At 56.2% G+C, this 12,063-nt stretch carries 11 protein-coding genes; 4 read left to right on the top strand and 7 right to left on the bottom strand.

Features of this window, described 5'->3' with window-relative positions:
• The first annotated feature begins 24 nt into the window (after positions 1-24).
• Together INT32_RS07860 and INT32_RS07855 are read left to right on the top strand one after the other, a co-directional pair.
• The gene (locus tag INT32_RS07860; protein WP_193088178.1) at positions 25-1,608 is read left to right on the top strand and encodes a peptide ABC transporter substrate-binding protein; all 1,584 of its coding nucleotides are present in this window, start codon (positions 25-27) and stop codon (positions 1,606-1,608) included.
• Positions 1,609-1,626: 18 nt separating this feature from the next.
• Positions 1,627-2,115: a GNAT family N-acetyltransferase gene (locus tag INT32_RS07855; RefSeq protein WP_193088177.1), complete on the top strand. Its 489-nt coding sequence runs from the start codon at positions 1,627-1,629 to the stop codon at positions 2,113-2,115.
• A gap of 166 nt (positions 2,116-2,281) precedes the next feature.
• Here INT32_RS07855 and INT32_RS07850 read toward each other — a convergent pair whose 3' ends face one another.
• Positions 2,282-2,992 (bottom strand): glutathione S-transferase family protein, encoded by a 711-nt coding sequence (locus tag INT32_RS07850; RefSeq protein ID WP_193088176.1) that lies wholly within the window; start codon positions 2,990-2,992, stop codon positions 2,282-2,284.
• A gap of 262 nt (positions 2,993-3,254) precedes the next feature.
• On the opposite strand from INT32_RS07850, the gene INT32_RS07845 reads away from it, so the two are divergent.
• Positions 3,255-3,569: a glycine zipper 2TM domain-containing protein gene (locus INT32_RS07845; protein WP_226816717.1), complete on the top strand. Its 315-nt coding sequence runs from the start codon at positions 3,255-3,257 to the stop codon at positions 3,567-3,569.
• Positions 3,570-3,719: 150 nt separating this feature from the next.
• Here the strand turns inward: INT32_RS07845 and INT32_RS07840 are convergent, their stop codons facing one another.
• From INT32_RS07840 to INT32_RS07830, 3 genes are all read right to left on the bottom strand, one after another.
• Entirely contained in the window at positions 3,720-3,932 is a 213-nt protein-coding gene (locus INT32_RS07840) for a cation transporter (RefSeq protein WP_193088175.1), read from the bottom strand.
• 57 nt (positions 3,933-3,989) lie between these two features.
• On the bottom strand, positions 3,990-4,754 hold the full coding sequence (locus INT32_RS07835; RefSeq protein ID WP_193088174.1) for a metallophosphoesterase: 765 nt from the start codon (positions 4,752-4,754) through the stop codon (positions 3,990-3,992).
• Positions 4,755-4,940: 186 nt separating this feature from the next.
• On the bottom strand, positions 4,941-7,442 hold the full coding sequence (locus INT32_RS07830) for a penicillin acylase family protein (protein WP_193088173.1): 2,502 nt from the start codon (positions 7,440-7,442) through the stop codon (positions 4,941-4,943).
• 184 nt (positions 7,443-7,626) lie between these two features.
• Between INT32_RS07830 and INT32_RS07825 the strand changes: the two genes are divergently transcribed.
• Positions 7,627-8,391 (top strand): IclR family transcriptional regulator, encoded by a 765-nt coding sequence (locus INT32_RS07825; RefSeq protein ID WP_193088172.1) that lies wholly within the window; start codon positions 7,627-7,629, stop codon positions 8,389-8,391.
• A 101-nt stretch (positions 8,392-8,492) separates the two neighbouring features.
• On the opposite strand, the gene INT32_RS07820 is transcribed toward INT32_RS07825, so the two are convergent.
• The 3 genes from INT32_RS07820 to INT32_RS07810 form a co-directional block, all read right to left on the bottom strand.
• Positions 8,493-9,659 carry an acyl-CoA dehydrogenase family protein gene (locus tag INT32_RS07820; RefSeq protein ID WP_193088171.1) on the bottom strand — a complete coding sequence of 389 codons (1,167 nt, stop codon included), beginning with the start codon at positions 9,657-9,659 and terminating at the stop codon, positions 8,493-8,495.
• Between the two features lie 157 nt (positions 9,660-9,816).
• Positions 9,817-11,040, bottom strand: a complete 1,224-nt coding sequence (locus INT32_RS07815; RefSeq protein WP_193088170.1) for a CaiB/BaiF CoA-transferase family protein — start codon at positions 11,038-11,040, stop codon at positions 9,817-9,819.
• Positions 11,041-11,042: 2 nt separating this feature from the next.
• Positions 11,043-12,005 (bottom strand): tripartite tricarboxylate transporter substrate binding protein, encoded by a 963-nt coding sequence (locus tag INT32_RS07810; protein WP_193088169.1) that lies wholly within the window; start codon positions 12,003-12,005, stop codon positions 11,043-11,045.
• Between the last annotated feature and the right edge of the window lie 58 nt (positions 12,006-12,063).

The following is a 12,063-nucleotide window of genomic DNA, read 5'->3' as shown; positions in this document are numbered from 1 at the left end:
GGGAGCACTTGTTTGGAAATTGCCATGAAAAATCTGCTGTCTGCGGCGCTGCTTACCGCCGCGCTGGGCGTCGCCCTGCCAACCCTGTCCCACGCTGAAAAAGTGTTGCGCCTCAATAATGTGGAAGAGCCCTCCTCGCTGAATCCAGCCCTTGGCCTGAATCTGATTTCCTGGGAACCGCTGAACAATTTGATGGAAGGCCTGGTGCGCCTGGACGCCAAACATAATGCAGCCCCCGCCACGGCAGAAAAATGGGATGTCTCTGCAGACGGGAAAACCTACACATTTCATCTGCGCAAGAATGCCAAATGGTCTGACGGCTCGCCGGTCACAGCCGGTGACTTTGTCTACGGCTGGACACAATTGCTGACGCCGGCGACCGCCTCGCCAGCCGCCTTTTTGCTGTACGATATTGTGGGTGCACAAGACTTCAATGCAGGCAAAGCCCAATCTGACGCGCTCGGCGTTCGGGCACTGGATCCGCACACCCTGCAGGTCACGCTCAATGCCCCCAGCCTGTCGTTTTTGAACATTCTGACCAACCCGGGTTTTGCCCCCGTCAATCAGAAGGTGGCACAGGCCAATCCCAAATGGCACACCGAAGCGGCCAGTTATGTGAGCAACGGACCCTTCATGCTCAGGGAATGGGAGCATGCCAGCAGCATGCGGTTTGAAAAGAACCCGAACTACTGGGACAAGGATGCCGTCAAGCTGGATGCCGTCGATTGGGTCATGATCAACGACCTGAATACCAGCTACCAGATGTTTCGTACCGGTGAGCTGGACGCCACGCCCTCGCCACTGCCGGCAGCCCTTTACGAAAAAGTAAAAGACAGCGACGAGTACATGACTGTGCCGCAGGCCGGCGTGTATTTCTATCGCTTCAATACCAAGATGCCGCCGTTTCAGAATGCCGACATTCGGCGCGCTTTCGCCCTGGCCGTCAACCGGCAGGATATGGTCGATTATGTCGTCAAACAGGGCCGCAAGGCAGCCGACGCCTTCGTCAGCCCTGGGTTCATCGGCCCCGATGGCAAAGACTTCTACCAAACCAGCAACGGCTTTGTCCAAACCGATGCGGCCCAGGCCAAGGCATTACTGAAAAAGGGCATGAAAACCGAAAAATATACGACATTGCCAGCGGTCACGCTCAGCCACATCAATAATCCTGATGACCGCAAAATTGCGCAGGCGCTGCAAGCCATGTTCAAGGAAAACCTGGGCGTAGACGTGCGTCTGCAGGCCATTGAAAGCAAGGTGTTTTATACCCAGCAGCGCGGCGGCAAGTTGCAGTTTTCACGCAGCTCATTTACCAACGACTATGCCGATCCTTACAATGCATTGGAAAGTTTTGTGAGCAGCTCAAGCATGAACCGCACCGGCTGGTCCAACGCCGAGTACGATACGCTGATCAAGACCGCCCGAAATGAAACCGACGCTGCCAGAAGATGGGAATTGTTGCAAAAATCCCAACAAGTGTTGTTCGCAGACATGCCTATTTTCCCATTGTTCTTCTACAATCAAGGCTTCATGCAGAAAACCGGTGTCACAGGCATTCTGCGGCACCCGGTTGGTTATATTGACCTGAAAACAGCGGATATCCAATAAAAGCAAACGGGGGATTTCATGTATGACGTTGTTACGGCGGATCTTGAAAATCCAGAACACGCCAATGCCGTTCTGGCTGTGCTTAACGCCTATGCATCCGACCCGATGGGCGGCGGCGAACCGCTATCGGCCCACACTCAGAAGAACTTGATAGCGTCACTCAAAAAACGCAGCAATATCTACACAATACTTGCCTTTGACAGCCAGGAGCCGATCGGCATTGCGCTATGCTTTGAAGGGTTTTCCACCTTCGCCTGCAAGCCGCTGCTCAATATCCACGATTTTGCCGTGGTGCCGAAGTACCGCGGCCAGGGGGTCGGCACGCAATTGCTGGCACGCGTTAAACAGCTGGCACGCAATCTGGGCTGCTGCAAAATAACGCTTGAAGTGCTCGATGGCAATGCGCCGGCCAAAGCGCTGTACGTCAGCCAGGGCTTTGCACTCTATACGCTGGGTCCGCAGACCGGTCATGCCGTGTTGATGCAATGCCCAATCGGAAACCCCTGAGCAGAGCTATCCGCCATCATCGGTTATAAGCAAAAAAAAGCATGGCTCAGGCAATAGGCAAGGAGCAGCGCGCCACTGCTATGTCCGGGCCGAACCGGCGCCATACTTTTTCATACGCCCTTCACCTGGCCCGGGTGACCCGTGAAGTACCGGGCCTGCCGGCAAATCAGGCTGCTCTATATTGGGCTGCCGCCGGATCGATCTGGCGCTTTACCGGGCCGGCCACTTCCGCATAGGCCTCAAGCAGGCGGGTGAACCATTGACCCACGGCCGAATCGTCCTCCCAGTACTGAAACCCGAATACCCAACTGAAGATCAGATGCGCCGCAACGACAAAATCGGTGGCCCCTGGCTGGGTGCCGTCAAGATACGGCATGTTTTTCAATTGTGATTCCAGCGCCCCCAGGGCCTTGTGCGCCTCGCTCGCATCGGCCGTCGCGTGCAATTGCTCCAGCGTACAACCAAAGCGCTTTTCCCGGCTTTCCCGAAAATACCCTTTGGCCGATTCCGGTTGTGCTTCGTAAATCGCCATCAGGGAAGGTTTGAAAATGACCGGCGTAATATGGCGCAGAATCAGTTCCGAAATAAACCGGACCCGGGCCCGTCCGGCATCGCTATCGAGTCCCAGCGGCGCCTGCGGATACGTACGATCAAGATATTCCAGGATATCCAGGCTTTCCTTGACCACGGTATCCCCATCGGTAAGAACGGGGACCAACCGCGAATCTGCAAATGCTATTTTTTCCTTCTCCATAAAGCCGACAGGAAGCCCCTCGAAAGGCAGCCGCTTGTGCGCAAGCGCAAGCCTCACTCGCCAACAGTAAGGTGAAAATACCAGGTCGGGCTCGCTGGCACAGAGTTCGTAAAGCCGGATCATTCGTGTCTCCTTTGACATACGGCGGTAAATCGGGTTTTTAATCACAATAATGACCCGAGCAGGTAAAAATCGGGCGCTATCGAGAGATATTGAGCGGCAATCTCGGGCAGCGTGTGGCTACTTGAAAACAACGACCCGATGCTTAAACTTTCAATCCATTTCCAAACAGGCTTGCCAGCTATCTTTCGATACATTTGCTTGCCATCAGTACAAACAAAGCGATTATGATAGCTCCATAGTTATTCCATAAGGAGAGTTTACTATGACCTCGCAAATGATAAAAAAAGTCTGTCTTGTGGCACTTATGGGTGCCGTTCTGGCAGGCTGCTCTACCCGTCACCCAACTCGGGATCTAGGAACCGTTGGCGGTGCAGCACTGGGCGGTGGTGCCGGTTATGCACTGACTGACGGCAACCCGCTGGCTGCATTGGGCGGTGCCGCACTGGGTGGTCTGGTCGGTAACCAGGTGTTCAAGGACAGCGATGACCGTTACGATCGTGGCCGCCGCCACTATCGCGATGACCGTCGCCGTGATCGCCATTATCATCGCCACGACCGCCGCCGCTGGGACGATTAATATCTGACTGCCTGCCTATCAACAGCGCAGCCGGATTCCGCAACGAAGCCGCTACACGCCATACCGGCGATGTAGCGGCTTTTTATTTGCCGCCTGATCTGTGCATGGCCGCCTGATCTATTTCCGATGTCGATATCAGGCCTGCTGCGTTCAGACTCTCAGAACGTAACCCGCACTTTTGACCGTATCGGCCAGTTGCTGCGCGGTGACACTGTCATTGGCAACGATATCTGCCGACGCCCCCGCCAGACTGACCTGCGCCGATACTACCCCGGGCACCGACTCCAGTGCGTGAGTCACATGCGCAACACATTTGTCGCAAGTCATGCCCTCTACCCTGGCCTTAATCACGTTTGTACTCATTACGCTCTCCTGCTGTTAACAATCTTCAAGCCGGACTCAGCCATATCATAGCCCAGTTCACCGAGCCGGCTGTGTGCGCGCGTCCGGCAACGCAGCAACCCGGTCTTCGCCACTGCCGTCCAGGTCGCCAGCGCGAATCACCACGCCATTGCTGTCGAGCACACCGCGCAGCCCCACTGCGTGCGCGGCAAATCCCATACGTTCAAAATGCGCCGAATAATCATAACAGTCATGATGATGTCCGTGAAACACACGGGTGGCGCCCAGCCGTAGCGCCAGACGGTCCAGCACGGTAAAACCGTAGCGATTGCAGGACGGCGCTTCATGCAGCACCAGAATATCGGCCTGTTCCTGCATCAGGGCGTCGTAATCACTGGGAAAGATGGAGCTGCGATGACGCAGACGGTCACCCTGGCCATTTTTTCCCGCCTTGAGCAGGCTGTGCGCTTCGTAATCCTGGGGACAATAGAACCGCCAGTAAGGCCTGGCCGGGTTCCAGATGGTGCCCCGAAACACGCCGCCCAGACCGGCAATGCGCACGCCATGGATATCCACGACCCTGCCATGCAGATTACGGCCAGCCAATTCGGAATTGAAAAGATTGTGATAGATGGCCGCACTATCGGTATCATGATTGCCAGGAATCCACCAAACGTCAGTCATCTGACGGATGTCGCCAAGAATCTCATGCAGCGGCTGGCTGGCCTGGATATCGCCAAGAAAAATGACAGCGTCGGGTTTGCCTGCCATGACAATCTCCCGACAGTGCTCAAAACCGCCATGCGTATCGCCAAAAAAGAAAATGCGCGCTTTCGCATTCATGACCGCACCTGGGAATCTGACTTCCAATGAGATTCCTGCCCGTGCCTCAACGCATGTTGAGGCTGGCAGGATTGATTCATTTTACGCGCAAACCTCTTGCGCAAGATGCAGATTGGACCGCGGCCGCCGCCTTAAGTTCTCATCATTGCCCAAGGCAGCGGTGGCCATGTCAGCATAAAAGCGACTTTACTGCTTTTTCCCCGGTTCGAAGTTCAGGACTTTGACGGTATTTTCCTTGACCTTTTCCTTGCTGAAGGTTAACGGAATATACTCGCCCTTCGCCCAGATGGGTGCCAGGTCGCGGTAACCAGGCAGGCGCGGATCGCCCGATTGTCCCGGGGTGTTGATGACCGTGGAGCTATCCCACTGTCCGACATCGAGCACCATGCGAAAAGAGGCGCCCGACCTCAAGTTATAGCTTGTTTCACTGTAGCTGGTCGCCATGGGTGTATAGCCGGAACCACCAATCGGACCAGCATCGACATTGAATGTCTTTTTCTCTTCATCCGACAGCAGCGCATTCATGGGATGCACGAACACCGCCTGGTGCAGCGTGCCCCATTTCCACGCTTGCGGATCGTCACCCAGCTTTTCCCTGACTTCGGCAACAGCCTCTCCAAGTGAGTCGAGCATAATTTGGTTACGCTCGGCTTCGGTAAACCAGCCATCGGGTTTTTCGATGACGTCCAACACCCGTTCCGGGTCGGCCAGTCCGATCATTTTTGCAATTTCCGGATCAAACGCACGATCCACTACGGCCTTGCGTAAATAGCGACTGAACCACACTTCGAAGACAGCCGCTTCCGGGCTGTCTGCCGTCACTTGGCCATCCCATTTTTTAAGCATGTCCACCACGGGCTTGAGCTTCTCGTCCTCGGTGCTCACTTGTTGCAGCACGGTAACGGTTCTGATTGCAGGCAACGAGGTTTTGTCGTTCTGCCAGGCTTCGGAATCGGCAATCGAAGATTTGTCGCTGGCGCCAATAATCCGCTTCAGGCGTTTGGCACGAAAATCGCTGCTCCATTCATAGCCAACCCCTTTTTTGAACGCCGGATGATCAGGCGGAATATTATTCTCGTTGGCCGTCAAGATATAGCCGGCTTTCGGGTTGTACAGGCTGGGCAATTCGTCCATGTCCCGATAACCGCTCCATTCATAGCGACCGTCGCCGGGCACTGGTGTGAGTCCATCCCAGTCTCGCTTGACGGTGAGCCCGCCCGGCATCCATGCGATATTGCCGTCAGCATCGGCAAAGACCTGGTTTTCGCCCGGCGCGCCCCAACGATTCATGGCTGCCTTGAACTCATCCCAGTTGGTCGCTCGCATGTAATCCATGGAACCGAAATAAGGGGCCATGCCCAGATCCAGCCAGGCGGCACGCAAAGCCCAAGCGGTGTGGTTGCCTTCATCCTGGTACAGGATCGGGCCATGGCGGGTAAAGCGCAGCGTCACTTTCTGGGCCGGCCCGCCCTTGACTTCAATTTCTTCCTCTACGGTCTGCATGGGTTCCCAGCGTCCCTGGTATTTATACTCGTTCTTGTTCTCGGGATTGATTTCATACTGGTACATATCTTCCTGATCCATGTAAAAACGGGTCAGTCCAAAACCGATCTGCTCGTTATGACCAATCGAAATGCCTGGCAGAAACGGTTCGCCAGCGCCAATGACCGACAGTCCCGGCGCATTCAGGTGACTGATATAGCGCAAACTCGGCGCACCATGGGAGCGGTGCGGGTCATTAGCCAGGATCGGCCTGCCGGTCGTTGTCCGTTCGCCGCCAATAACCCAGTTATTCGACCCAAGCCCCCTTTCGGTATCACTGTCGTTCCTGACAATCTCATACAGCGCCGATACCGGCAGCGGGCCCTTTGTATTTGTTGCAGATGTTTTTTCGGTTTTCTGCTCCGGCTGCCCGCCTGCGGTCTTGCCCTGGTCGACGCCTGGCGGCAGTTTGTTCAGTTTCGGCGTGGCCGTGGCCAGATCATAAGCATCCTTGATTTTTTTCACCGGAATCGAGCATGGATCAAGCCCCTCGACCAGTTTCGGATCAATGGTCGGGCTCAATTCGCGCCGCAACCAGTCTGCCTTTACCGGATCATCCTTTACTTTGCAGAAAACCTGCGCGCGATCCAGCTCGTTCTTGGCGTTCAGCGTCAGGCCATGATGACGAATCCGCACCACATCCTCGGCCTGCCACATGGACGGCTGATAGCCCAGTTTTTTGAACTCTTCGGGCAACAGTGCCGGATCGGCCTTCGTCATTTTTACGTATTCGTTGATGCCGGCAGTAAATGCCTGCGCCACGCGTTTCGAATCCGAACCGTAAGCCAGCCACTCACGATACATATCGCCGCGAAACAGAACGGCGCGCGCCATGCGATCGCCCTCGACATAATCGGGACCGAAATCCTTGGCCATTTCACCCAGGCCGCGCTTGCGCCATAAATCGATCTGAAACAGCCGATCCCGCGCCGCATTGAATCCCTGCAGGAAAAAGGCATCGTAAAGCGTCTGCGCGTAGATATGCGGGATGCCCCATTTGTCGATCGAGATTGATCCTGGCTTTTCCAGGCCGCTTACCGCAAAGGTATCGGCAGCGGCTGCGTCTGCCGTACGGGCGCTGGCTGGGATGAACGACGTGCCGGTAAAAACGGCAGCGACTGCAACGGCCATGAATGCGCGTTTCATATCTTCTCCTTGTATTTCAGTTGTGTTAATTAATTATTTTAAACATGAACTAAATTGCGGACTGAAATGTACCGTCTTCTTTGCTCAGAGAATGGCACGAGTACCCGCCGCAATCAAACAAAACAGTGTAAGAAATTATGGCATCGGTTAAACTGTAACCCTGTCACTCCCTGTGTCCCTATTCATGAACACCACTGCCCCCGGCACCGAAAACCATCGCGTCAAAACCGCGCTCAGGGTTATCGAGATCATCGAGATTTTTTCCCGCGAACAAAAGCCTTTGGCGCTCTCGGAACTGGCCCGCGAACTCAATGCCCCGGCCTCCAGTTGCCTGGCGCTAATACGCACGCTGTTGAGCCTGGGTTATCTGTACGAAACGTCGCGTCGTCAGGGATATTACCCAACGGGACGTCTGCTGGCCATGGCGCAGCGCATTACCAAAGCCGATCCGGTGCTCGAGCGGCTGTATCCCAGTTTGCGGGAATTGTGCGCCATCACAGGCGAGACGGTGGTGCTGGGTAAACTCACTTCGTTGAACACAGTGGTGTACCTGGATGTGCTTCCTTCTGAAAACCCCATTCATTATGTCGCCGTGGCCGGAGAGCAAAAGGAAATCCACGCCAATTCGCTGGGCAAGGCGCTATTTTCGGCGCTGGATGAACCGGCGCAACTCACGTTGCTGGACAAGATGAGTTTTGCCAGGCGCAATGACCGCACCATTACCACGCGCCAGCAGTTTCTGGCGGACATCAAGGCAGGGCAGGAAAAAGGGCTGTTCACCAATCTGGGCGAGTCCATGGTCGATGTCGGCGCCATCGCCTGGCCGGTGACTGTTTCGGGCGGCCATTTTGCGATCTCCATTGCAGGACCGTTGTACCGGATCGAGGCCAATCTGCAGAATCATGCCCAGAAACTACGAGTGATGTGTACCTTCATTGAACAGCATTAAGCATCCGGGCCAATATACGATACCCGTTACCTGAAGCGCTAGCGGCCGCAACCGGCGCAAGCCGGCCACGGCCCGAATCGGCGCTGCAAGCTTGCGCGCCTTCAGTAGGATTTGGGCAGGCCCAGCACTTTTTCGGCAATGAAGCACATGATCAGTTGCGGACTGACCGGTGCAATACGCGGGATAAAGCTTTCACGCAAATAGCGTTCAACGTGATATTCCTTGGCATAGCCCATTCCGCCCAGGGTCTGGATCGCTGTCTGGCACGATGTAAACGCCGCTTCAGCTGCCAGGTATTTGGCCGTATTGGCGTATGCGCCCGCCGGCTCATTGGCGTCATAGGCGGCGGCCGCACGGGACACCATCAAATCGGCGGCTTCCAGCTGCATCCAGCATTGCGCCAGCGGATGCTGGATACCTTGATTCTGACCGATAGGCCGATTAAATACGGTACGCTCTTTCGCGTATTGAACTGCCTTGTCCAGTGCCACCTGACCCAGGCCGACCGCCTCTGCGGCAATCAGGATGCGCTCGGGATTGAGGCCATGAAGAATGTATTCGAAACCCTTGCCCTCTTCGCCCACGCGATCGCATTCGGGGATTTCCAGGCCATCAAAAAACAGCATATTGGAATCGACGGCCTTGCGCCCCAGCTTTTCGATTTCGCGCACTTCAACCTGGCTGCGATCAAGATCGGTGTAGAACAGGCTCAGGCCTTCGGTGGCCTTCGATACCTGGTCTTTCGGCGTGGTGCGGGCAAGCAGGAGCATTTTGCTGGCCACCTGGGCGGTGGAAATCCAGATTTTGCGGCCGTATATCCGATAGTGGTCGCCATGCTTTTGCGCACGCGTGGTCAACTGGGTGGTGTCCAGCCCGGCATCGGGCTCGGTGACGGCAAAGCAGGCTTTGTCCTTGCCTTCGATCAGAGGCGGCAACGCGCGTTGCTTGAGTTCCTCCGAACCAAAACGGACCACCGGGTTCAGCCCGAAGATATTCATATGAACGGCCGAGGCGCCGGTAAAGCCTGCACCCGAGCGCGAAATGGCTTTCATCATCAGCGCGGCTTCGGTAATACCCAATCCTGCGCCACCATATTCCTGCGGCATGGCCACGCCCAGCCAGCCGGCCTTGGCCAGGCGCTGATAAAACGCCTCTGGATACTCGCCCGTTCTATCGCAGGTGAGCCAGTATTCGTCGTCAAAACCGTTGCATAGCTGTTCAATGGCAGCCACAAGCATTTGCTGATCCTGAGAAAGCGAGAAATCCATCATTACTCCGTCGTTTAGGTATGTTGTGTCACTTCAAAGGCGCAATGCCCCCATGGCAGGCGCGGCGGTTTACCGCCGGTCATGGGCCATGCCTGCAATCGGCAGCGCGAGCGCCCTCGCATCGGTCATCGCCCCCACTGGATGACCGCGCATTGGCTTAGTGCCTGTTCGCGCTACGCTTTGCCGCCTTCAATATGGCCTGTTTTTTCTCGTTGTCCATGGGCAGCCCGTCAAGCAATTCTTCAGTATGTTCACCCAGCGCGGGCGCATGGCGATAGACGCTCAGCGGCGTGGCCGAATATCGCCCCAGCGGCGCGATCGTGTGGACCACCCCTTCGCTGGGATGATCAGTTCGCACCAGATGACCCGTTGCCTTCAGGTGCGGATCTGCGGGAAGATCTTCGATGGCGTACAGCGGGGCGCACGGGATATCGTTCGCATCAAACAGCGCAAGCCAGTCTGCCGTGCTGCGGGTCCGCAGGACCCCGTCCACAAACCGGTATACTTCATCAATGTTTTCGGCTCGACGTGAATGGGTGGAAAAGATCGAATCGATGATCAGATCGGCACGATCGATGGCCGCCAGGAACTGCTGCCAGTGCCGATCGTTGTAGATCAGGGCGCTAACATATCCATCCTGTGTCTGATAGGGCTTGCGATGTTCGGCCAGCAACCGGGAATAGCCCATGGTGCCTGCCGGCGCGTCCTCATCGAATGTGCGCTGGCCCAGGTGATCGCCCAATATCATTTGCGCCATCCCCTCAAACATCGGCACCTCAATGGATTGGCCCGTACCGGTTGCCCGGCTATGGATGACGCCTGCCAGACAGGCAATGGCCGCCTGCAGCCCGATGGTGCGATCGGCCAGCGTCAGCGGTGCATACCGCGGTTCGTGCCCGCTGTTGCGTTCGTAAAGCCGGGCCACACCGGTCATTCCCTGTATCAAATCATCGTAAGCCGGCTTGCCGGCGTACGGGCCTTCGTTGCCAAAGCCATAGGCGCCCACGTAGACGATTTTCGGATTCACGGCGCTGACCGCTTCGTACGACAGGCCCATGCGTTCCATGGACTGCGGCCTTACGTTGTAGAGCAGCACATCGACCTCGCGCACCAGATGCAGGCAGGCTTCCCTGCCTTGCTCGGTTTTCAGGTCAAGCACCACCGATCGCTTGTTGCGATTCAGATGCAGATAGATCGCACCCATGCCTGGATTGCGCATGGGTCCGACCTGCCGTATCGTATCGCCCACCGGCGATTCCACCTTGATCACGTCCGCGCCCAGATCTGCCATCATCTGCGTGGCAAACGGCCCCAGAATAATGGAAGTCAGATCCAGGACCCGTACTCCGGCCAGCGGCCCGCTTCGATTGCTGTCTGTCATTATTATTGAACCTGGATCCCGGCGTCCTTGATGAGCTTGCCCCATAACGCGTACTGCTCGCGGACAAATGTCGCAAATTCCTGCTGGGTGCCGCTGAAGGCATCAAATCCCAGGCGCGCCAGCTCCTGCTTGACCTTCGCATCGCTCACGATTTCATTGATGGTTTTGTTCAACGCCGCCACCGCCTCATCGGACATCTCGGCCGGGCCCAGAAAACCATTCCATGAATTGATGTCGAAATTATCGATACCGGCCGCCTCCATGGAAGGCAACTCGGGCAACAGCGTGCTGGGCTTGGCGGTAGATACTGCGAGCGCCTTGATCTTCTTGGATTGCACAAATGGCATGCCCGAAGTCAGATCGGTAAACATATAGTCCACCTGCCCGCCGATCAGATCGGTCAGCGCCTGTGGCGTGCCCTTGTAGGGCACATGCAGGGTCTCGATACCGGCAGCATGCGACAGCGTAGCGCCGGCAACAATACCGGTACTGTTGCCTGAGGCGTAGGTCAGTTTGCCTGGGCTGGCCTTGGCTTGCTTAACCAGTTCCTCCACCGAATTGAAGGTTTGCTTCATGTTGGCGACCAAAATGAACGGCAGGTTACCGCCGCGCGCAATCGGCGTGAAATCCTTGAGCACATCATAAGGCACGCTTTTTTGCAGCCACGGCGCAGCCGACAGCGGTGTATTGGTTGAAATCAGAATGGTATAGCCATCGGGCTTGGAGCGGGCAACCTGCTGCGCCGCAATCGTACCGTTGCCACCGGGCTTGTTTTCCACAATCACCTGCTGACCAAGACGGCTGGTCATTTCACGGGCAAAGATGCGCCCGACAGAGTCGGTCCCCGAACCGGCCGGGAACGGGACGACCATGGTAATGGGTTTTTCCGGCCATGCAGCTGCGGCGGTGCCCGCGGCGATAAGGGCGGCGGCACCCAGCAAACAACGTAGGGGTTTGATATTCATAATGTCTCCAGTAAAGGACAAGGCTTCTTTGAGCGGCGGTACCATGAAAAGGCACGCT

It is taken from the genome of Advenella sp. FME57 (genome assembly GCF_014897675.1).
GTDB lineage: Bacteria > Pseudomonadota > Gammaproteobacteria > Burkholderiales > Burkholderiaceae_B > Advenella.
The sequence above is the reverse complement of the archived record's forward strand: the minus strand, read 5'-3'. Positions and strand labels throughout refer to the sequence as shown.

Coding starts and splice junctions, on each gene's coding strand:
- INT32_RS07820 (WP_193088171.1), bottom strand. CDS start 9,659: ATGGATTTCTCGCTTTCTCAGGATCAGCAAATGCTTGTGGCTGCCATT.
- INT32_RS07845 (WP_226816717.1), top strand. CDS start 3,255: ATGACCTCGCAAATGATAAAAAAAGTCTGTCTTGTGGCACTTATGGGT.
- INT32_RS07860 (WP_193088178.1), top strand. CDS start 25: ATGAAAAATCTGCTGTCTGCGGCGCTGCTTACCGCCGCGCTGGGCGTC.
- INT32_RS07815 (WP_193088170.1), bottom strand. CDS start 11,040: ATGACAGACAGCAATCGAAGCGGGCCGCTGGCCGGAGTACGGGTCCTG.
- INT32_RS07830 (WP_193088173.1), bottom strand. CDS start 7,442: ATGAAACGCGCATTCATGGCCGTTGCAGTCGCTGCCGTTTTTACCGGC.
- INT32_RS07835 (WP_193088174.1), bottom strand. CDS start 4,754: ATGAATGCGAAAGCGCGCATTTTCTTTTTTGGCGATACGCATGGCGGT.
- INT32_RS07810 (WP_193088169.1), bottom strand. CDS start 12,005: ATGAATATCAAACCCCTACGTTGTTTGCTGGGTGCCGCCGCCCTTATC.
- INT32_RS07850 (WP_193088176.1), bottom strand. CDS start 2,992: ATGATCCGGCTTTACGAACTCTGTGCCAGCGAGCCCGACCTGGTATTT.
- INT32_RS07825 (WP_193088172.1), top strand. CDS start 7,627: ATGAACACCACTGCCCCCGGCACCGAAAACCATCGCGTCAAAACCGCG.
- INT32_RS07855 (WP_193088177.1), top strand. CDS start 1,627: ATGTATGACGTTGTTACGGCGGATCTTGAAAATCCAGAACACGCCAAT.
- INT32_RS07840 (WP_193088175.1), bottom strand. CDS start 3,932: ATGAGTACAAACGTGATTAAGGCCAGGGTAGAGGGCATGACTTGCGAC.